The organism is Streptomyces sp. NPDC001108, from assembly GCF_053598535.1.
Window position 1 is genome coordinate 113,379 of sequence record NZ_JBSFKL010000007.1, and the last position, 20,211, is coordinate 133,589.

Annotated in this window: 21 protein-coding genes; 5 read left to right on the plus strand and 16 right to left on the minus strand. The window is 72.1% G+C overall.

The features are described from left to right. Positions 1 to 236 precede the first annotated feature (236 nt). From cbiE to ACWC97_RS17770, 5 genes are all read right to left on the minus strand, one after another. A complete protein-coding gene (gene cbiE, locus ACWC97_RS17750) occupies positions 237 to 1,466 on the minus strand; it encodes a precorrin-6y C5,15-methyltransferase (decarboxylating) subunit CbiE (protein WP_352277488.1) in 1,230 nt (409 codons plus the stop codon). 107 nt (positions 1,467 to 1,573) lie between these two features. Beyond that, positions 1,574 to 2,221, minus strand: coding sequence for a GNAT family N-acetyltransferase (locus ACWC97_RS17755; protein ID WP_352277490.1), 648 nt, complete (start codon positions 2,219 to 2,221; stop codon positions 1,574 to 1,576). Between the two features lie 140 nt (positions 2,222 to 2,361). Then, entirely contained in the window at positions 2,362 to 3,225 is an 864-nt protein-coding gene (locus ACWC97_RS17760) for a MetQ/NlpA family ABC transporter substrate-binding protein (RefSeq protein ID WP_352277492.1), read from the minus strand. 68 nt (positions 3,226 to 3,293) lie between these two features. Further along, positions 3,294 to 3,965, minus strand: coding sequence for a methionine ABC transporter permease (locus ACWC97_RS17765; protein ID WP_352277494.1), 672 nt, complete (start codon positions 3,963 to 3,965; stop codon positions 3,294 to 3,296). Continuing rightward, positions 3,962 to 5,023: a methionine ABC transporter ATP-binding protein gene (locus ACWC97_RS17770; protein WP_450650178.1), complete on the minus strand. Its 1,062-nt coding sequence runs from the start codon at positions 5,021 to 5,023 to the stop codon at positions 3,962 to 3,964. The genes ACWC97_RS17765 and ACWC97_RS17770 overlap by 4 nt, the downstream gene beginning before the upstream one ends. Before the next feature lie 600 nt (positions 5,024 to 5,623). Between ACWC97_RS17770 and ACWC97_RS17775 the strand changes: the two genes are divergently transcribed. Further along, positions 5,624 to 5,983: a hypothetical protein gene (locus ACWC97_RS17775; protein WP_352277498.1), complete on the plus strand. Its 360-nt coding sequence runs from the start codon at positions 5,624 to 5,626 to the stop codon at positions 5,981 to 5,983. A 2-nt stretch (positions 5,984 to 5,985) separates the two neighbouring features. After that, on the plus strand, positions 5,986 to 6,426 hold the full coding sequence (locus ACWC97_RS17780) for a hypothetical protein (protein WP_352277499.1): 441 nt from the start codon (positions 5,986 to 5,988) through the stop codon (positions 6,424 to 6,426). A gap of 158 nt (positions 6,427 to 6,584) precedes the next feature. On the opposite strand, the gene ACWC97_RS17785 is transcribed toward ACWC97_RS17780, so the two are convergent. From ACWC97_RS17785 to ACWC97_RS17795, 3 genes are all read right to left on the minus strand, one after another. After that, complete coding sequence (locus ACWC97_RS17785; protein ID WP_352277501.1) at positions 6,585 to 7,088, minus strand: GNAT family N-acetyltransferase; 504 nt, start codon at positions 7,086 to 7,088, stop codon at positions 6,585 to 6,587. Between the two features lie 36 nt (positions 7,089 to 7,124). Further along, positions 7,125 to 7,685, minus strand: coding sequence for a sigma-70 family RNA polymerase sigma factor (locus tag ACWC97_RS17790; protein ID WP_450650181.1), 561 nt, complete (start codon positions 7,683 to 7,685; stop codon positions 7,125 to 7,127). A gap of 93 nt (positions 7,686 to 7,778) precedes the next feature. Beyond that, positions 7,779 to 8,951 (minus strand): glycerophosphodiester phosphodiesterase, encoded by a 1,173-nt coding sequence (locus tag ACWC97_RS17795; protein ID WP_450650183.1) that lies wholly within the window; start codon positions 8,949 to 8,951, stop codon positions 7,779 to 7,781. 234 nt (positions 8,952 to 9,185) lie between these two features. Between ACWC97_RS17795 and ACWC97_RS17800 the strand changes: the two genes are divergently transcribed. Continuing rightward, positions 9,186 to 9,857 carry a lysophospholipid acyltransferase family protein gene (locus ACWC97_RS17800; protein WP_352277505.1) on the plus strand — a complete coding sequence of 224 codons (672 nt, stop codon included), beginning with the start codon at positions 9,186 to 9,188 and terminating at the stop codon, positions 9,855 to 9,857. A gap of 67 nt (positions 9,858 to 9,924) precedes the next feature. On the opposite strand, the gene ACWC97_RS17805 is transcribed toward ACWC97_RS17800, so the two are convergent. The 4 genes from ACWC97_RS17805 to argH all read right to left on the minus strand — a co-directional run bounded on the left by ACWC97_RS17805 (position 9,925) and on the right by argH (position 14,695). After that, positions 9,925 to 11,466, minus strand: coding sequence for an MFS transporter (locus ACWC97_RS17805; RefSeq protein ID WP_385210755.1), 1,542 nt, complete (start codon positions 11,464 to 11,466; stop codon positions 9,925 to 9,927). Then, on the minus strand, positions 11,463 to 12,014 hold the full coding sequence (locus ACWC97_RS17810; RefSeq protein ID WP_385210752.1) for a TetR/AcrR family transcriptional regulator: 552 nt from the start codon (positions 12,012 to 12,014) through the stop codon (positions 11,463 to 11,465). The genes ACWC97_RS17805 and ACWC97_RS17810 overlap by 4 nt, the downstream gene beginning before the upstream one ends. A gap of 148 nt (positions 12,015 to 12,162) precedes the next feature. After that, the gene (locus tag ACWC97_RS17815; RefSeq protein ID WP_450650186.1) at positions 12,163 to 13,134 is read right to left on the minus strand and encodes an aldo/keto reductase; all 972 of its coding nucleotides are present in this window, start codon (positions 13,132 to 13,134) and stop codon (positions 12,163 to 12,165) included. A gap of 127 nt (positions 13,135 to 13,261) precedes the next feature. Beyond that, on the minus strand, positions 13,262 to 14,695 hold the full coding sequence (gene argH / locus ACWC97_RS17820) for an argininosuccinate lyase (protein ID WP_352277509.1): 1,434 nt from the start codon (positions 14,693 to 14,695) through the stop codon (positions 13,262 to 13,264). 255 nt (positions 14,696 to 14,950) lie between these two features. Between argH and ACWC97_RS17825 the strand changes: the two genes are divergently transcribed. After that, positions 14,951 to 15,565 (plus strand): pyridoxamine 5'-phosphate oxidase family protein, encoded by a 615-nt coding sequence (locus ACWC97_RS17825; protein WP_352277510.1) that lies wholly within the window; start codon positions 14,951 to 14,953, stop codon positions 15,563 to 15,565. Positions 15,566 to 15,620: 55 nt separating this feature from the next. After that, a complete protein-coding gene (locus ACWC97_RS17830; protein WP_450650188.1) occupies positions 15,621 to 16,319 on the plus strand; it encodes a L,D-transpeptidase family protein in 699 nt (232 codons plus the stop codon). Positions 16,320 to 16,334: 15 nt separating this feature from the next. Here ACWC97_RS17830 and ACWC97_RS17835 read toward each other — a convergent pair whose 3' ends face one another. From ACWC97_RS17835 to argJ, 4 genes are read right to left on the minus strand one after another with little or no spacing between them, the layout of a single operon-like run. Continuing rightward, positions 16,335 to 16,871 (minus strand): arginine repressor, encoded by a 537-nt coding sequence (locus ACWC97_RS17835; RefSeq protein ID WP_352277514.1) that lies wholly within the window; start codon positions 16,869 to 16,871, stop codon positions 16,335 to 16,337. A gap of 49 nt (positions 16,872 to 16,920) precedes the next feature. Continuing rightward, on the minus strand, positions 16,921 to 18,108 hold the full coding sequence (locus ACWC97_RS17840; protein ID WP_450650190.1) for an acetylornithine transaminase: 1,188 nt from the start codon (positions 18,106 to 18,108) through the stop codon (positions 16,921 to 16,923). Further along, entirely contained in the window at positions 18,105 to 19,007 is a 903-nt protein-coding gene (argB, locus tag ACWC97_RS17845; protein WP_450650191.1) for an acetylglutamate kinase, read from the minus strand. Before argB ends, ACWC97_RS17840 begins: the two co-directional genes overlap by 4 nt. Then, on the minus strand, positions 19,004 to 20,158 hold the full coding sequence (gene argJ, locus ACWC97_RS17850) for a bifunctional glutamate N-acetyltransferase/amino-acid acetyltransferase ArgJ (RefSeq protein WP_385210735.1): 1,155 nt from the start codon (positions 20,156 to 20,158) through the stop codon (positions 19,004 to 19,006). Before argJ ends, argB begins: the two co-directional genes overlap by 4 nt. Between the last annotated feature and the right edge of the window lie 53 nt (positions 20,159 to 20,211).

Consider the following 20,211-nt stretch of genomic DNA (forward strand, 5'->3'; position numbering starts at 1 on the left):
CCGCGCGGCACGAAACGGTCGCGGACATACTGCATTCTCGCGGCCATTCGCCGCCGCGGCAGCCCATTTCGCCACGGCCCGCTGTGGACTGCGCCACGTCGCGCGTCCCCCGGTTCCGCCGTACCACAGCCGGAACCAAAACAGTCCCCTTTTCCGGACATTGACGAACGAAGCGACGAACGTCCGGGCGCGGTACAACAATCCGCCAGCCTACCTCGCGCCGCACACCGCCCGGCTCAGAGGTCCGGGCGCAGGTCCGAGCGCAGGCCCGAGAGGAGGAACACGACCGCGCGTTCCCGTTCCGACCAGGCGGTCGTGTCGAGTTCGACGGACTGGAGCAGTGAGCAGCGGACGGTGTAGCCGTTCGCGGCGAGGGCGGCGCCGAGCGCCTCGGCCTCGTCCCGCGTCGAGGCGTGGGTCACGACGCGTTCCGGGCGCCGGTCGGTGACGGCGGTGACGACGGGCACCCCGCCGCCCCCGATCCGTACGATGTCCGGTTCCGGCAGCCGCTCCAGCACATGGGGTGCCCGGCCCTCGACGACCTGGAGCTGGACGCCGTGGGCCCGGGCGGCGGCCGCGGTGCGGGCGCAGGCCGCGGGGTCGCTGTCGACCGCCAGGACCGCCGCGCCGAAGCGGGCCGCCTCCACGGCCAGGGCGCCGCCGCCGGAGCCGATGTCCCAGAGGAGGTCGCCGGTGCGGGGGCCGAGGCGGGCCAACTGGGCGGCGCGCAGCCCGGGGGCCCCGCCCTCGCCGTCCCCCGTGCCGTCCGGGTACGCCTCGGCGGGCAGCGCCCAGCCGCGTACACCGTGCGGGTGGCCGGGGCGGCGGCCGGAGATCCAGGCACCGGTGGCCGGGGGTTCGGAGCCGCCGCCGAGGACGATCACGACGTTGGGGTCGCGCCAGACGTGGTCGGCGGCCTTGTCGGAGGTGACGACGGTGACCTGCTCGCGGGCGGTGCCGAGTTCCTCGCAGATGACGAAGGTGCGGTGGACGCCTTCGAGGAGCAGGGCCAGTTCGGCGGGACCGGCGCCGGGCGAGGTGAGGACGGCGACCTTGTGGTGGGCGCGGCAGACGTTGACGGCGCGGCGCAGGGTGCGGGGGTGGGCGACGACCGTGCGGGCGTCCTCCCACGGCATGCCCGCGCGGGCGAACGCGGCGGCGACGGAGGACACGGCCGGGACGACCTCGACCTCCAGCCCGTGCTCGGGGGCGCGGAGGGTGCGGACGACGCCGAAGTAGCCGGGGTCGCCGTCGGCGAGCACCACGGCGCTGCCCCGGTGGCCGGCGATCCGGCGGGCGGCGAGGTCGATGGAGCCCAGGCGGATGCGTTCGGCGTTCGCCGGGACCTCGGGGAGTTCGAGGTGGTGGGCGGCTCCGGCGACGAGCGTGGCGGCCGAGAGGGCTGCCGCGGCCGCTTCCGTCAGGGGCGAGCCGTCCCAGCCGATCACGGTGACCCGATCGGCCATGTGTCGTCAGTCTCCTGGAGTCGTCGCAGGCGGGGGTGGTGGGGAGGGGCGGGCAGGGTGACATTACCCGGTCCGTACCGGCTTGGCGCCCCGGGCCCTTCGGAGGGTCAGTTCCAGTCGTTGTAGCTGCCGTAGCCGCTCGCGTCGGCGAGCTGCTCGGCCACGCCTTCGAGGTCCTCGGGGAGCAGCCCCCAGACGATGAGGTCGGTCCTGATGTCGGTCCAGCCGCCGTCGGTGCCGTTGTCGGTCCGGCTCCGCGCTATGCGTGCGTTGCGCAGGACGCCCTCGCTGATGCAGCCGAGCTTCTGGGCGACCTGCTGCGCGGCGGTGTTGTCGGCCGCGGTGCGCAGTTCGAGGCGCTCGAAGCCCTGGTCGCGGAAGAGCCACTGGGCCACCGCCAGCATGGCCTCGGTGGCGTATCCCTCGCCCCGGGCCCAGGGGGCGGTGATGTAGGAGCCCTCGGTGGCGAGGGTGCGCCAGTCGGTGCGGTGGAGCCGGACCGAGCCGACGAGCCGCTGGGTGAGGAACTCGGTGACGGCGAGCACGATGCCGTCGCCCGCGGTGCGCCGGGCTGGGGCGATCCTGCGGACCCACCGTTCGGCGTCGATCCGGGTGTAGGGGTGGGGGGCGTCGGTCCAGGCGGTGACCATCTCGTCGTTCATCATCTCGATGTACGCGGGGAGGTCCACCATGTCGAAGGGGCGCAGCACCAACCGGTCCGTGCTGATGGAGATGTCCGGAAAGGTGGAAGTCATGCGCAGCTCCATGCCGAAGACCGTTAAAGGCACAGCATGCAGCATCGGCCAGGTGTCGCGCATGGTCGGGTCGGAACGCCGGAGCCCCGCGCCTCCCTGGTGGGGTGCGCGGGGCTCGTCGGGCAAGTGCGGTGCGGTGGTCAGGACTTGGCGGCGGTCCCGAAGGCCGGGACGACCGAGCCCTGGTAGGTGTCCTCGATGAACTTCTTGACCTCGTCGGAGTGCAGGAGCTCCAGGAGCTTCTGGACGCGGGCGTCCTTCTCGTTGCCCTTCTTCACGGCGATGATGTTGGCGTACGGGTTGCCGTCGGCCTTCTCCAGCACCAGGGCGTCCTTGGCGGGCTTGAGGTCGGCCTCGATGGCGTAGTTGCCGTTGATGACGGCGGCGTCCACGTCGTTCAGCGCGCGGGGCACGGTGGCGGCCTCCAGCTCCTTGAACTCCAGCCCCTTCTTGTCGGTGATGTCGCTCAGCTTGGCGCTGGAGCCGACACCGTCCTTGAGGGTGATGAGGCCGTTCTCGGCGAGGAGCTGGAGGGCGCGGCCCTCGTTGGTGGTGTCGTTGGGGACGGCGACGGTCTGTCCGGCCTTGATGTCCTTGAGGTCCTTGACCTTCTTGGAGTAGAGGCCGAGGGGCTCCAGGTGGACGGTGCCGACGGGGACGAGGTGGGTGTTCTTCTTCGCGTTGAAGTCGTCGAGGTACGGCTGGTGCTGGAAGAAGTTGGCGTCGACCTGGCCGGTCTCGGTGGCGGTGTTCGGCAGGACGTAGTCCGTGAACTCCTTGACCTCCAGCTCGAGGCCGGCCTTCTTCGCCAGGTTCTTCTGGACGAAGCCCAGGATGTCAGCGTGCGGCGTCGGGGACGCGGCGACGACGAGCGGCTTGGAGGTGTCGGCCTTGGCGCCGTCGCTCTTGGCGCCCGGGTCGGAGGAGGTGCCGCAGGCGGTGAGGCCGAGGGCGAGGGCGCCGAGGGCGGCGGCGGTCACGGTGATCTTGATGTTCTTACGCACGAAAAGTGCCTCTTTCCAGTGGTGGTGGTGCGCCCGGACAAGGAGTGCGGGCTTGTGGGAGGGAAGTCTCAGGTGGTGCTGCGGCCCCGGCGGGCCAGCAGGCGCACGGCGGTGTCGCCGATCAGCTGGATCGCGGTCACGATGACGATGAGCAGGGCGACGGTGACGAGCATGAAGCCGTTCTCGAAGCGCTGGTATCCGTAGGTGACGGCCTTGGAGCCGAGCCCCTCGCCGCCGACCGCTCCGGCCATCGCGGAGTAGCCGATGAGCACGATGACGGTGGTGGTGACGGCGGAGACCAGCGAGGGCAGCGCCTGCGGCAGCAGCACCTTGCGGACGATCGTCGGGATGGAGCCGCCCATCGACTGGACGGCTTCGACGAGCCCGTGGTCGACCTCGCGGACGGCGGTCTCGACGAGCCGGGCGAAGAACGGGATGGCGCCGACGGAGAGCGGGACGATCATCGCGGTGGGGCCGATGAAGGTGCCGACGACCCAGGTGGTGAAGGGGATCAGCGCGATCAGCAGGATGAGGAACGGCAGCGAACGGCCGATGTTCACCACGGCGCCGACGATCTTGTTCACCGGGGCGTTCCGGAGGAGGCCGCCCTTGTCGGTGAGGACCAGCAGGACACCGAGCGGCAGTCCGACGGCCACCGTGACGACGGTGGCCCAGAGCACCATGTAGAGGGTGTCGACGGTCCCCTGGACGAGCAGCGGCTGCATCTCGGACCAGGTCACTTCGCCACCTCCTTGGTGAGCGGTACGGCGTTCTGCGCGGGGACGGATTCGGCGGGGTTCTCGACGACGTCCGCCTGGAGGCCCTGCTCGCGCAGGAAGCCGATCGGTACGACGTTCTCCTCGAAGCGGCCGGGCAGCTCGATGCGCATCCGGCCGATCTGGCGGCCGCCGACGGTGTCCATCGCGGCGCCGAGGATCGAGATGTCGATGTTGTACGTGCGGGAGAGCTGGGAGATCACCGGCCGCCCGGCGGCGTCGCCGTGGAAGGTGACGTCGACGACGGTGTGGTCGGGGCCGGAGCCAGCACCGCCGACCGGGAACAGTTCCTGGGCCAGCGCGGAGCCGGGGGTGGCGAGCAGGTCGCGGACGGTTCCGGACTCGACGACACGGCCCTTGCGCATCAGCGCGGCGGAGTCGCAGACGGTCTTGACGACGTCCATCTCGTGCGTGATGAGCAGGACGGTGAGGCCGAGCTGCTGCCCGAGGTCGCGCAGGAGCTGCAGGATGGAGCGGGTGGTCTCGGGGTCGAGGGCCGAGGTCGCCTCGTCGGAGAGCAGCACCTTGGGGTCGCCGGCCAGGGCGCGGGCGATGCCGACGCGCTGCTTCTGGCCGCCGGAGAGCTGGCCGGGGTAGGACCTGGCCTTGTCGGCGAGGCCGACCAGGCCGAGGAGTTCGAGGGCCTTGCGGGAGCGGTCGCGGCCGGGGACGCCGAGGATCTCCAGCGGGAGTTCGACGTTTCCCTGGACGGTGCGGGAGGCCAGCAGGTTGAAGTGCTGGAAGACCATGCCGATGCGACTGCGCGCCTCGCGCAGCTCCCGGCCGGCGCGGCGGCCCCGGCCGGCGAGGGCGGTGAGGTCCTGGCCGTCCACGGTCACGGTGCCGGAGGTGGGGCGTTCCAGGAGGTTGACGCAGCGGATGAGGGAGGACTTGCCGGCGCCGCTCTGGCCGATGACGCCGAACACCTCGCCCTCGCGGACGTGCAGGTCGACGCCGTCCAGGGCGGTGACCTCGCGGCCGCGCGACTGGTAGACCTTCGTGAGGCCCGAAGTGGTGATCACAGGGTTTCCGTCACTGTCGAGTGCGCGACGCGGTGTCCGCCGGGCACGGGGCATTCGTCCGATGAGACTGCTGGGGCGTGGGGCCGGGTCGTCCGGACCCGGTCGCCGGCGCGGCGGGTTCGCGGCACGGGGCCGGGCGGCGGCGCCGGGGCAGGCTCGTTCCGCTGGGTGCGGACGGCTGGGGCTCGGTCTCGCTTCGGGGCGCGAGGCTCAGGCGTGGACCCTCAGAAGGTGCGCATTCGACACATACAACGAGCACCGGGCGTCGTGTCCGCCTCGGTCGCAAGGATGCGTTCGCTCGTCGTGGTCATGGGCCAAGTAAAACAGACGCCCCGCTCCATCGAACCGGGCTGTCCGAATAGCGGACAGTCGTGGACGCGTGGACGGTCCGGTCGCACCGTGACCGGAACTCACCCTCCGCAAGGCTGTGACCTGCGGCGATGCCTTGCACGAGGGGGCGACGGCCGGGGCTCCGGGCGGCTCGGGAGGCGTCCGTTCTGTGGTCAAGGCCACGGCGCGCGCCGCCGTCGCGGGGCGGGGCGGCCTCCGCCGGGCGGGGGCGCACGCGGGAGGCCGTTTGGTCCGTAATACCCTCGCTCCATGCTTGTCGCCCTGACGGTCGCGGTCGCCGTGACCGCGCTCGCCCTCGCCGCCTGGTGCGGATTCGCCGCCTACCGGGACCAGCCCACCAAGGACTGGCACTTCATCGGGATGGCCGTGGTCTCGCTGCTGGCGCTGGCCCAGCTGGTGGTGGGCATCGTGCAGCTCTCCCGGGGCGAGCGGCCGGAGCAGGGCATGACGATCTTCATCGCGTATCTGATCGGGTCCTTCCTCGCGGTGCCCGCTGCCGGTTTCCTGTCGCTGACCGAGCGGACCCGCTGGGGCTCGGTGACGGTGGCGGCGGGCGCGGTCGTGCTGGCCGTCCTCGAAGTACGGCTCTACGACATCTGGGGAAACTGACCGTGACCGACACCGATCGCACCGCCGCGCCCACCGACGCCGCCGGGAAGCAGTCCTTCGACCTCGGCACCGGCCCCGGCCGGGTGCTGGTGTGGTTCTACGGGGTGTTCACCGTCGCGGCCGCCTCCCGTTCGATCGTCCAGATGATCCTGGACTTCGGGAAGGCACCGCTGGCCTACGTGCTGTCGGCCGTCGCCGCGCTCGTGTACGGGTTCATCACGTACTCGCTGGTGCGCGGGGGCGAGAGGGCCCGCCGGAGCGCGCTGGTGTGCTGCGCGGCGGAGCTGGTCGGCGTGCTGGTCGTCGGGGTGTGGACGATGGTGGAGCCCTCGGCGTTCGCGGACGCCACCGTCTGGTCCGAGTTCGGCATGGGCTACCTGTTCATCCCGGTGATCCTGCCGGTCACCGGGATGATCTGGCTGCGCCGCGCCCGTCGGGCGTGACGGCCCGGAGCCTGTCGGACGACTCCGCCCGGACGGCGGACGCGGCACGGTGCCTGCGCTTCCAGCGGCGGCGGAACTACCCAATCCCGCCGGCAACGCCGGAAGCGGGCGTGCCAGGACATGACCGCCCGGTCGGAGGTCGCCCGACGGGACCGTGCTCAGGCGCTGGCCACGTACGCGGGTCGGCCGGCGTCCTTCTCCAGGAGGATCATCAGGACGCCGTCCCGGCCGGTCTCGTTGCCCACCGGGGCGTAGCCGGCCCGGCGGTAGAGCCGCAGGTTGCCCTCGCTGCGGTGGCCGGTGTGCAGCCGGAAGCGGGTGGTCGCCCGCTCGTCGGCGAGGCCCTTCTCCGCCGCGCGCAGCAACCGGGCACCGAGGCCGTGACCCTGGAGCCGGGGGTGGACGCAGAGCCGGCCGATCTCACCCGTACCGTCCTCGCCGACGGCCCCGCGGACCGTTCCGACGACCTCGTCACCGAGCCGCGCCACGCACACCAGGCCGGTGGCGATCTCGGCGCGCAGCGCGTCGAGACTCTCGACGAGCGGGTCGATCCGGTAGTTCCCGTACAGCTCCGCCTCGCTCTGGAAACAGAGGTACTGGAGTTTCAGGATCTCTTCGGCGTCCTGTGCCGTCGCCGTCGAGATGATCACGCTCATGCCCATCTGCGCATGCCTCCGCCCACCTGATCCATCGGTTGTCTAACGCTCCTTTCCCCGCGGTTCAGGAGCCGCAACCTCCGCCGCGAGCATTCTGCGCAGACATCCAAGGCAACGGGAACGGATCGGACCCAAACTCCCCTGTGACATACCCAACTTCCCTGCGATTTCCCGGTAGGTCGGGTCACCGGGCGCCAGCAGGGCCGCTAAGAGCCGGGCGCACCGGCCGGGCAGCCGTTCCACCGCCGCGCGCAGCGCCCTGCGTTCGTCGGCGCCGAGGGCGAGCCGTTCGGGGCAGCCGCCGGGGTCGGGGGCCGTGTCGTCCCGGAAGGGCCGTTCGCGCCGTACGGTGCGGCGGGCCCGGCGGGCCTCGCCCCGTACGGCGGTCCGCACCCAGCGGGCCGGGTCCACCGGCGGCCCCTCCCCGGCGAACCGCTCCAGCAGCCGGAGCCAGACGGCCTGTTCGAGGTCGGCCGGTTCGATCGCCGCACCCGTCGCGGAGGCGGCCGCCTCCGCGACGGCCTCGGCGCTCACCAGCGGGCGCAGGGCCCGGACGACGGACGCGGGCACCGGGCCCGTGGGGACATCATCGGTAGAGGTCATGCCCGGCCAACGCGCCCGGGCGCGCGCCCGGTTGCCGGGCCGGGCGAGCACCACCCGACCGGGGTACGCCCCGGCCGGACGGTGACGCCGGTGTCACCCGGCGGTGAAGTCCGCCGCGGCGAGCAGGGCCGTGTCCGGGTTGTCGGAGAAGATCCCGTCGATGCCGGTGGCGAAGTACGCCTGGAACGCGCCGAACGCGTCGCCGTAGGCGTTGGGGTCGGTGCCGCGCCGGAAGTCGGCGGGCAGGAAGGTGTTCTCGTTGCGCAAGGTGTAGGGGTGCAGGACGAGCCCCTGGGCGTGCGCGTCCCGGACCAGGGTGGTCGGCGTGGTGAGCCGGCCGGTGGGGTCCTTGGGGATGACCAGGTCGAGGGTGGGGCCGATGCCCTGGGCGTAGGAGGCCATCCACTTCAGCCCCTCGGGCTTCACCAGGTCCGCCACGGTGCGCGGGTCGCCGGAGGTGACGAAGTCCCAGGGGCGCTCGCCCGCGCCGGAGAGCAGCACGACGCGCGGGGTCTCGACGAGCCGGGCGAGCCGCTGGATGCTGCCGGGCTCGAAGGACTGGAGGATGACCGGGGACTGCTTGCGGTGCAGGTGGTAGCGGCGCAGCAGCTTGGCGAGCGGCTCTTCCAGGCCGAGGCCGAGGCTCCGGAAGTAGGTGGGGTGCTTGGTCTCGACGTACAGCCAGACGGGCCTGCCGCGCCTGCGGCCCTCGCGGTCGGCCCAGCGCAGGACCTCCTCGAAGGTGGGGACGTCCCAGCGGCCGTCGTAGAGCGTGTTCTTCTGGCGGGTGCCCGGAATGCGCTCCTTGGCCCGGAGCGTCTTCAGCTCGGCGAGGGTGAAGTCCTCGGTGAACCAGCCGGTGAGGGAGGTGCCGTCGACCTTCTTCGTGGTCCGGCGGTTCGCGAACTCGGGGTGGTCGGCGACGTCGGTGGTGGCGGTGATGTCGTTCTCGTGGCGGCAGACGAGGTGGCCGTCCTTGGTCGGCACCAGGTCCTGCTCGACGATGTGCGCGCCCATGTCGAGGGCCAGCTGGTAGGAGCCCAGGGTGTGCTCGGGGCGGTAGCCGCTGGTGCCGCGGTGTCCGATGACCGTGGGGACCGGCAGGTCGAGGCGGAAGCCGTGCCCGCCGGGCCGCCCGGCGGGCTTCGCCGCGGGGTCGGCGGCGGCCGGAGTGGCGGACAGCCCGAGGGCGGCCGTGCCCAGTACGGCGGCTCCCGCTCCCAGCATGGTCCTGCGGCCGGGACCGGTCTGCGCGCGCTCAGTCATGGATGCTCCTCGCGTGTGATGTGTGGCACCTGTCGGGCGGGGCCCGAGCGTAGGCAGCCTCTCCGTCGCGGGGACGGCACCTGGGCGAACATGGCGCAAACTCGTGTCACCGCCGGGTATCCGCTCCGTGAACCCGATGTGCGGAGAGTGAGTTCCCGCGAGTATCGTCCTCACCTGCATGGACCGTCACGATCCCGAGCCCCGGCCGGCCCGGCCGCTACACCGGAGGAACCGTTGTCCCGTCACGCACTCATCAAGGCAGTGCTCGGACCGATCTTGCGCCTGATGTTCCGCCCGCAGGTGGAGGGCGTGGAGAACATCCCCGGGGACGGTCCGGTGATCCTGGCGGGCAACCATCTGACGTTCATCGACTCGATGATCATGCCGATCTGCTGCGACCGGCCGGTGTTCTACATCGGCAAGGACGAGTACGTGACCGGCAAGGGGCTCAAGGGCCGGGCGATGGCCTGGTTCTTCACCGGCTGCGGCATGATCCCGGTGGACCGGGACGGCGGACGCGGCGGGGTCGCGGCGCTGATGACGGGCCGTCGGGTGCTGGAGGAGGGCAAGGCGTTCGCCATCTACCCCGAGGGCACCCGCTCCCCCGACGGCCGGCTGTACCGGGGCCGTACGGGCATCGCCCGGCTGACCCTGATGACGGGGGCGCCCGTGGTGCCGTTCGCGATGATCGGCACGGACAAGCTCCAGCCCGGCGGGTCGGGCCTGCCGCGCCCCGGGAAGGTGACGGTCCGGTTCGGTGAGCCGATGGAGTTCTCCCGGTACGAGGGGATGGACCGCGACCGCTATGTGCTGCGGGCGGTGACCGACTCCGTGATGGCCGAGGTGATGCGGCTGTCCGGTCAGGAGTACGTCGACATGTACGCCACGAAGGCGAAGGCCGCCTGAGGCGGCGCGCACCTGGCGAAGGGCCCGTACCATCCGAACGGTGGTACGGGCCCTTCGCCGTGTCGCGTCAGTGGTGCGCGGCGCCGTCCTCCAGCTTCTGACCGCGCAGCAGGAACCAGGCGGCCACCGCCGTCGCGAGGAGGACCGCCGCGCCGACGCCCGCGGCCAGTTGCAGCCCGGAGAGGAACGACTCCTGTGCCGCGGCGACCAGTTCCGCCGCCTGCCCGGCCGGCAGGCCGTGGGACGCCTCGACCGCGCCGCCGAGCGATTCGTGGGCCGCGGCGGCGGGTCCGGCCGGAACGCCGTCCGGGGTGTCGAACGTCTGGTAGACGCCGGTGACGATGGAGCCGAGCAGGGCGATGCCGAGGGCCGCGCCGAGCTCGTATGCCGTCTCCGAGACGGCTCCCGCGGCGCCCGCCTGCTCCTTCGGGACGCTGGAGAGAATCACGTCGGAGGTGACGGTGAAGGCGAAGCCCGCGCCCGCGCCGACGACGAGCAGCACGGTGCCCATCAGCGGATAGGCGGTCTGCTGGTCGAGCACGGTGACGGCGGCGAGCGCCAGGCCGATCGCCGCGAGGCCGCCGCTCACCACCGAGCGGACCGAGAAGCGGCGGGCCGCCCGCCCGGCGATCAGACCGGCGACGACCGCCCCGACGGCCGCGGGCAGCTCGGCGAGCCCGGCCTCCAGCGGGCCGCGCCCCTGCACCAGCTGGAAGAACTGGGACAGGAAGAAGACGAGCCCGGACAGGCCGAGGATGGTCAGCAGATCGGCCACCACCGCGCCCGAGAAGCCCCGGTGGCGGAAGAGCCGCATGTCCAGCAGCGGCGCGGGGAGCGTGAGCTGCCTGCGGACGAACCAGCAGAGCGCGGCCGCGCCGACGACACCGGCGAGGATCGTCACCGGGTCCGGTCCGTGCGCCGCCAGCTCCTTGACGGTGTAGACGACACCGATCATGCCGATGACGGAGAGCGCGACGCTGATCAGGTCCCAGGGGCCCGGGACCGGGTTCTTCGACTCGGGGATCATCTTCGCGCCGACGACCACGAGCACCGCCATGACGGGCAGGTTGATCAGGAAGACCGAGCCCCACCAGAAGTGCTCCAGCAGAAGCCCGCCGACCACGGGTCCGACGGCCGCGCCCGCCGAGGCCATCGCACCCCAGATCCCGATGGCCAGGCTGCGTTCGCGCGGGTCGTGGAAGAGGTTGCGGATCAGGGCGAGCGTGGACGGCATCAGCGTGGCACCCGCCACACCGAGCAGCGCCCGCGCCAGGATCATCGTCCCGGGGGTGTGCGCGTAGGCGTTGAGCACGGAGACCGCGCCGAACGCGATCGCGCCGCTGAGCAGCAGCTTCTTGCGACCGATCCGGTCACCGAGGCTGCCCATCGAGACCAGCAGTCCGGCGATGACGAAGGAGTAGATGTCGCCGATCCACAGCAGCTGGGTGCCGGTCGGTTCGAGATCCTCGGTGAGGAAGGGGGTCGCCAGTCCGAGGACGGTGGCGTCGATCGCCACGAGCAGCACGGCCAGGACGAGCACGGCAAGTGCGATCCACCGTCCGGGGCGCAGCTCCTCCGTTTCCTGGGCGCGCTGTTCGGTCAGGCTCATTTCTCCACGCTCCGGCGTGCTCCACCGAGCATCAGCTCGGTGATCATGTACTGGAAGTCCTGGCTCGCGACGCTGCCCGCCTGAACGGCCCAGGCACCGGACGAGACGAGTCCGTAGAACGCCTCGGTCAGCCAGGCGGGGGTGAGGTCGATCCGGAATTCGCCGCGCTCCTGACCGCTCCGGAAGAAGGCGGCCACCCGGGCGTCCAGGCGGCTCCAGCCCTCGTTCACCGCGTCACCCTCGAAGAGCTGGTTCTCGGTGACCAGGAAGGAGAGGAGCCCGGCGCTGGGCTCGATGGCCGCGACGAGACGGCGCAGCGCGTCCGGTGCCGGGCCCTCGTCGAGCGCGGCGGTGTCCAGGGCCGCTTCGACCTCCCGGATGCCCAGCTCCTCCAGCGCCCTGACCAGCGCGTCCCGCCCGGCGAAGTGCCGGTGCAGGGTGGCGCGGCCGATGCCGGCGGCACGGGCGACCTCGTCCATGGTGGCGGTCGACTTGCGGGTCAGCAGGGCGGCGGCGCTGCGCAGCACCTGCTCACGATCGAGACTCATGAGACGACCATAACCCATGTGAGACATTGATGTCTCATACGGGTCGGTCGGATCCCGCGCGCCCGGCAGAATGGGGAGAAAGGAGAAAACGGTGTCGTCAAGGAGCGACAGGGGAGGCTGCCGACTCCCGGTCGCGGACGGTCCGCGGTCAGTTCCAGCGGAGTCCGGCGCGGTGGCGCCAGTACGCCTCGGGCTCCTCCACCAGCGCGTCCAGCCGGGCGCGCCGCTCGGGGCCGAGGTCGACGAGGGGGGCGTGCAGGTTCCCGGCGAGCTGCTCGACGGTGGCCGCGCCGGAGAGCACCACCCCGGCCCAGGGCTGGTGCAGCACGAAGGCCAGGGCGACCGCGTCGCTGCCGAGGCCCGCTTCGGCGGCGATCTCCTGGACGACGGCGGGGGCCTGGGTACCGGCGAGGCGTCCGTTGGCCATGGCTTCCTTGACGATCACGGTGAGTCCGGCGGCCCGCGCCTCGGCGAGCGCCGCCCCGGCGGAGGTCTCCAGGGCGTTGTAGGTGGCCTGGACGGTACGGAAGAGCGGTTCGCCGTCGACGGTGACGGTGAGGGCGGTCCGGATCGCCTCGGCCTGACCGGGCCCGCTGGTCGACAGCCCCACGCTGACCCCTTCCGCGGCGAGTGCGGCCAGCCGCGCGTGCAGCTCCTTGTCGGTGAGGGCCGGGCTGTCGGGGGTGACCGAGTGGATCTGGTACAGGTCGAGCCGGTCGCCGAGCAGGGCGTCGGTCTCGGCCCGCTGGCGCAGGAAGGCGGTCGGGCCGTGGTCCTTCACCTCGTGGTCCTCGGCCTCCACGCTCCAGCCCGCGGTGTACGTGTAGCCCCACTTGCTGCCGATGACGAGGTCGTCCGCCTCGGGGTGGACCCGCAGCCAGTCGGCCAGGAACTCCTCCGAACGGCCGTAGGAGCGGGCCGCGTCGATGTAGCGGACGCCCTGCGCGTAGGCGGCGTCGAGCAGCTCGTGGGTGCGGGCGCGCAGTGCCTCGACGCTCCGGTCGGCGGGCAGGTCCCGGTCCCGGTGGAGGTTGATGTAGCCGGGCCTGCCGACCGCGGCCAGGCCGAGCCCGATACGGGCGGTCGGGGTCGTCGCTGTGGCCAGCCGGGCGAAAGGCATCGTCAGGGCTCCTCGTCGGGTCGGGTGCGCTCCCCCGTCAACGTAACCCAGTGCGCGGGGACCGGGTCGGAGGGCGGGGAGCGTACCGGCCGCTCCCCGCCCTTCGATCCGGTCCCCCGACGGATGCCTACCGCTTCTCGACGGCCCAGGCCTGCTGGACGGCGAGGTCGGCGCGGACCTCGTCGAGCTGCACGGCCACCGCCGAGGGGGCCGTGCCGCCGCGGCCGTCGCGGGAGGCGAGCGCGCCGGAGACGTTGAGCACCGTGCGGACCTCGGGGGTGAGGTGCTCGGAGATCTTGGCGAACTGCTCGTCGGTCAGCTCGTCGAGCTCGATCCCGTGGCGCTCGCACTCCTTGACGCACTCGCCGGCCACCTCGTGGGCGACCCGGAACGGCACCCCCTGCTTGACCAGCCACTCGGCGACGTCGGTGGCGAGCGAGAAACCGGCCGGGGCCAGTTCCTCCATGCGGGCGCGGTTGACGGTGAGGGTGGCCATCATGCCGGTGAAGGCGGGCAGCAGGATCTCCAGCTGGTCGCAGGAGTCGAAGACCGGCTCCTTGTCCTCCTGGAGGTCGCGGTTGTACGCGAGCGGCAGCGCCTTCAACGTGGCCATCAGGCCGGTCAGGTTGCCGATGAGCCGGCCGGACTTGCCGCGGGCCAGCTCGGCGATGTCCGGGTTCTTCTTCTGCGGCATGATCGAGGAGCCGGTGGAGAAGGCGTCGTCCAGGGTGACGAAGGAGAACTCCTTCGTGTTCCAGATGATGACCTCCTCGGCGATCCGGGAGAGGTTGACGCCGATCATCGCGGTGATGAAGGCGAACTCGGCGACGAAGTCGCGGGAGGCCGTCCCGTCGATGGAGTTGCCGACCGAACCGCGCCCGAACCCGAGGTCGGCGGCGACCGCCTCCGGGTCCAGCCCGAGCGACGAACCGGCCAGGGCGCCGGAGCCGTACGGGGAGACGGCGGTCCGCCGGTCCCACTCGCGCAGCCGCTCGGCGTCCCGGGACAGCGCCTGGACATGGGCCAGGACGTGGTGGGCGAAGAGCACCGGCTGGGCGTGCTGGAGGTGCGTACGGCCGGGCATCGCGACGTCCGGGTGCGCCTCCGCCAGGCCGACCAGGGCGCCCTGGAGGTCGGCGAGCAGGCCGCCGATGATCCGGGCGTGGTCGCGCAGGTACATCCGGAAGAGCGTGGCGATCTGGTCGTTGCGGGAACGGCCGGCCCGCAGCTTGCCGCCGAGGTCCGGGCCGAGGCGCTCCAGCAGCCCGCGCTCCAGGGCGGTGTGCACGTCCTCGTCGGCGATGGTGCCGGTGAAGGAGCCGTCGGCGACATCGGCTTCGAGCCGGTCGAGGCCGTCGAGCATGCGGATCAGCTCGTCCTCGCTGAGCAGGCCCGCCTTGTTCAGGACGCGCGCGTGGGCACGGGAGCCGGCGATGTCGTACGGCGCGAGCCGCCAGTCGAAGTGGACGGAGGCGGACAGCCTGGCCAGCGCCTCGGCCGGACCGTCGGCGAAGCGGGCGCCCCAGAGGCGTACGTCGCTGGTGCCGTTGCCGTTGCTCACTGCGTGCTCCTCGGAAGAACAGGTGGTGGGTGTGCGACCGCCGCCCGCGCGAGGGCCGGGAGGCGGTGACGTAACTGCCGGGGATCGGGCGAGGTCACGCTCCGTCGCGCCCTTCGACGGTCACCGATGGGCATAACTATGCAGAGGTCTGTATTTTTTGTCAAAGCCGTCGTGTGCCGGGCCCGTCGCGAACACCGCGGTCCCACCAGGCGGAAACCCCTGCCACCGCCGACGCCGCCACGGACAATGGCCACCATGGGGAAAACCTACGAACGCATAGACGGACGGCTCAGGACCTTCATCGAGGAACAGCACATCTTCTTCACCGCGACGGCGCCGCTGGACGGCGACGGCACCGTCAACCTCTCGCCCAAGGGCGTCAGCGGCTCGTTCGCCGTCGTCGACGAACGGACCGTGGCCTACCTGGACTTCGCCGGAAGCAACGCGGAGACCGTCGCCCACCTGCGCGAGAACGGCCGGATCACGCTGATGTGGTGCGCCTTCCAGGGGCCGCCGAACATCGTGCGGGTGCACGGCCGGGGCGAGCCGGTCTTCCGGGACGACCCCCGGTTCGTCCCGCTGCTCGCCCACTTCCCGGACGTGGACCCGGCCCTGCACGGGCTGCGCGCCGTCATCGTGGTGCACGCCGAACTGATCCGGGACACCTGCGGCTACGGGGTGCCGTTCATGTCGTACGACGAGGACCGGTCGCTGCACGAGCGGCGGTTCGCCCGCGAGGACGACGCCTCGCTCGGCGCGTACTTCGAGAAGAAGGAGCACATCGCCACCAGCATCGACGGGCTGCCGGGACTGCCGCTCCCGCTGCCCCCGCTGCCCCCGGCGGACCGCGACGCGGCACGGCAGCACTGAGCCGTACGGAGCAGACCGGGGTGCGCCGCGCGGCCACCGGGCCTACCGTCCGGGCATGCGCAGACCCATGGTCGTCCTCTCGGTACTGCTCGCGCTGGCGGGCACGGTCGCGGCCCGGCCCGCCGCCGGGCTGCCGCTCCCGGCCCGGCTGGCCGACACCGGCGGCGGTCAGCTGATCACGGCCGAGGCCCCGGCCGAGGGCTCCACCATCGGCACCGTCGCCTGGTGGAGCCTGCGCCGGGGCACCTGGGTGCGCGAGGGCTCGGCCCCGGCCCGCTTCGGCGCGAAGGGCCTCGCCGAGGGGGCGACCCGGAAGCAAAGCACCGACACCACCCCCACCGGCCTGTACGACCTGCCGTACGCCTTCGGCACCGGCCCCGCACCGGCCGGCACCGCCTACCCGTACCGCCGGATCGGCGACGACTCGTGGTGGTGCCAGGACAACGCGGCGCGGGCCTACAACCGCTGGGTGGAGCCCCGGCCCGCGGACTGCCGTGCGAGCGAGGCGGAGCACCTGATCGAGTACCGGACGCAGTACGCCCGGGCGCTCGTCATCGGCTTCAACTACCGGCGCCCGGTACGGGGGCGGGGCGCCGGGATCTTCCTCCATGTGAACGGGCGCGGGGCGACCGCCGGCTGTGTCTCGGTGCCGGCGGGGGCGATGGACCGGATCCTGCGCTGGGCGGATCCGGCCCGCCGCCCGCACATCGCGATCGGCACCCGGTCCGGCCCGACGGCGATCACGCGCTACTGACCCGGTGCGGGCGGCTCAGCGGTCGTTCTGGGCCAGCCGCAGCAGGTGGTCGGCGAGCGCCTGGCCGCCCGCCGGGTCCCGGCTGATCAGCATCAGGGTGTCGTCGCCCGCGATGGTGCCGAGGATGTCGTGCAGTTCGGCCTGGTCGATGGCCGAGGCGAGGAACTGGGCGGCGCCCGGGGGCGTGCGCAGCACCACCAGGTTGGCCGAGGCCTCCGCGGAGATGAGCAGCTCGGCGGAGAGGCGCCGCATCCGCTCCTCCTTCGCCGAGCCGCCCAGCGGTGCCTGCGGGGTGCGGAATCCGCCCTCGCTGGGCACCGCGTAGATCAGCTCGCCGCCGGTGTTGCGGATCTTCACCGCGCCCAGCTCGTCCAGGTCCCGGGAGAGCGTCGCCTGGGTGACGCTCAGCCCGTCGTCGGCGAGGAGCTTGGCCAGCTGGCTCTGCGAGCGCACCGGCTGCCGGTTCAGGATGTCCACGATCCGGCGGTGGCGTGCGGTGCGGGTCTGCGGCACGGACGGTCCGCCGTGCTCGGTGTCCTGCGCCTCGGTCATCGTCGTCGCCTCATTGTCCGGATCGTCCGTCCCCTCGTGCCGTCTTCTCTTACGCCCGCGCCGCGCTCGCCGCGTCGAGGACGCCGGGCAGCGCCCGGAGCAGCGCGTCCGCCTCCGCCTCACCGATGATCAGCGGCGGCATCAGCCGCAGGACGTCGGGGGCGGGTGCGTTGACCAGGATCCCGGCCGCCTGGGCCGCCTGCTGCGCCTGGGGCGCGAGCGGTTCGGTGAGCACGATACCCAGCAGCAGTCCGGCACCGCGGACGTGGGAGACCAGCGGGTGCCCGAGGGCCTCCACACCGGCGCGGATCTTCTCGCCGATCCGCTTGACCCGGTCCAGGGCGCCGTCGGCGGCCAGGGTGTCCAGGACGGCGAGTCCGGCCGCGCAGGCCACCGGGTTGCCGCCGAAGGTCGTGCCGTGCTGGCCCGGCTTCAACAGCTCGGCCGCCGGGCCGAAGGCCACCGCCGCGCCGATCGGCAGCCCGCCGCCCAGCCCCTTGGCGAGGGTGACGACATCGGGCTCGACGCCCTGGTGGGCCTGGTGCTCGAACCACTGGCCGCAGCGGCCGATGCCGGTCTGCACCTCGTCGAGGACGAGCAGGGTGCCGGTGGCCCGGGTGATCTCGCGGGCGGCCTCCAGGTATCCGGTGGGCGGCACGACCACGCCGTTCTCGCCCTGGATGGGCTCGATGACCACCAGCGCGGTGTCGGTGGTGACGGCGGCCCTCAGTGCGTCGGCGTCCCCGTACGGGACGTGCGTGACGTCGCCGGGCAGCGGGACGAACGGCTCGCGCTTGGCGGGCTGGCCGGTGAGGGCGAGCGCGCCCATGGTCCGGCCGTGGAAGCCGCCGTCGGTGGCGACCATGTGGGTCCGCCCGGTCAGCCGCCCGATCTTGAAGGCGGCCTCGTTGGCCTCGGCGCCGGAGTTGGCGAAGTAGACCCGGCCCTCGCGGCCGAAGAGCTGGAGCAGCCGTTCGGCGAGCGCGACGGGCGGTTCGGCGACGAAGAGGTTGGAGACATGGCCGAGGGAGGCGATCTGCGCGGAGACCGCCGCGACGACGGCGGGGTGGGCGTGGCCCAGCGCGTTGACCGCGATACCGCCGACGAAGTCGAGGTACTCGGTGCCGTCCGCGTCCCAGACCCGGGCGCCCTCGCCGCGGACCAGGGGCAGCCGCGGCGTCCCGTAGTTGTCCATCAGCGCGTGGTTCCACCGCTGTGCGAGTTCCTGGTTGGTCATGACTCCCCCTGCGCGTCGGGCACGACCATCGTGCCGATTCCCTCGTCGGTGAAGATCTCCAGCAGGATCGAGTGCTGGACCCGGCCGTCGATCACCCGGGCGGTCTTGACGCCGTTGCGTACGGCGTGCAGGCAGCCCTGCATCTTCGGCACCATGCCGCTGGAGAGCTCCGGCAGCAGCTTCTCCAGCTCGGACGCGGTGAGCCGGCTGATGACGTCGTCGCTGTTGGGCCAGTCCTCGTAGAGGCCCTCGACGTCGGTGAGGACCATCAGCGTCTCGGCGCCGAGGGCGGCGGCGAGGGCCGCGGCCGCGGTGTCGGCGTTGACGTTGTAGACGTGGTGGTCGTCGGCGGAGCGGGCGATGGAGGAGACGACCGGGATGCGGCCGTCGTCCAGCAGGGCGCGGATCGCCCCGGTGTCGATGGCGGTGATCTCCCCGACCCGGCCGATGTCGACGGTTTCGCCGTCGATGGTCGGCCGGTGCCGGACGGCGGTGATCGTGTGGGCGTCCTCGCCGGTGATGCCGACGGCGAGCGGTCCGTGCCGGTTGAGCAGCCCGACGAGCTCGCGCTGCACCTGTCCGGCCAGCACCATCCGTACGACGTCCATCGCCTCGGGGGTGGTGACCCGCAGCCCGGCCTTGAACTCGCTGACCAGGCCCTGCTTGTCGAGCTGGGCGCTGATCTGCGGTCCGCCGCCGTGCACGACGACGGGCTTGAGTCCGGCCTGGCGCAGGAAGACCACGTCCTGGGCGAACGCGGCCTTCAGCTCGTCGTCGACCATGGCGTTGCCGCCGAACTTGATGACGACGGTCCTGCCGTTGTGCCGGGTCAGCCAGGGCAGCGCCTCGATGAGAATCTCGGCCTTCGGGAGGGCGGTGTGCTTCCGCGCGGCGCTCATGAGCTGTACGCGCTGTTCTCGTGGACGTAGTCCGCGGTGAGGTCGTTGGCCCAGATGACGGCGGACTCGGTGCCCGCGGCGAGGTCGGCGGTGATGGTGACCTCCCGGTAACGCATGTCGACCAGGTCGCGGTCCTCGCCGACACCGCCGTTCCTGCACACCCAGACGCCGTTGATGGCGACGTTCAGCTCGTCCGGCTCGAACGCGGCCTTCGTCGTGCCGATCGCGGAGAGCACCCGGCCCCAGTTGGGGTCCTCGCCGTGGATGGCGCACTTGAGGAGGTTGTTGCGGGCGATGGAGCGGCCCACCTCGACGGCGTCGTCCTCGGTCGCGGCGTTCACGACCTCGATCCGGATGTCCTTGGAGGCGCCCTCGGCGTCCCCGATGAGCTGCCGGGCGAGATCGGCGCAGACCGCCCGTACGGCCTCGGCGAACTCGTCCTGCTCCGGGGTGGTGCCACTTGCCCCGGAGGCCAGCAGCAGCACGGTGTCGTTGGTCGACATGCAGCCGTCGGAGTCGATCCGGTCGAAGGTGGTACGGGTGGCGGCGCGCAGCGCGGAGTCGAGTCCGGCGGCGTCCACGTCGGCGTCGGTGGTGAGGACGACCAGCATGGTGGCGAGGCCGGGGGCGAGCATGCCCGCGCCCTTGGCCATGCCGCCGACGGTCCAGCCCTCGCCGCCCGCGACGGCGGTCTTGTGGACCGTGTCGGTGGTCTTGATCGCGATGGCGGCCTTCTCGCCGCCGTGCTCGCTGAGGGCGGCGGCGGCCTTCTCGATGCCGGGCAGCAGCTTGTCCATCGGGAGCAGCATGCCGATCAGCCCGGTCGAGGCGACCGCGATCTCACCGGCGTTGTGGCCGGTGAGGACCTCGGCGGCCTTCTCGGCGGTGGCGTGGGTGTCCTGGAAGCCCTTCGGGCCCGTACAGGCGTTGGCGCCCCCGGAGTTGAGGACGACGGCGGTGACCTCGCCGCCCTTGAGGACCTGTTCCGACCAGAGGACCGGGGCGGCCTTGACGCGGTTGGAGGTGAAGACGCCCGCGGCGGCGCGACGCGGACCGTGGTTGACCACCAGGGCCAGGTCCGGGTTGCCGCTCTCCTTGATCCCCGCGGCGACACCCGCCGCGGAGAACCCCTGTGCTGCCGTGACGCTCACTGCATCTCCTCGTTCGCTTCTCCGACCGCGCACTGCGGTGGCGCGGCATTCGT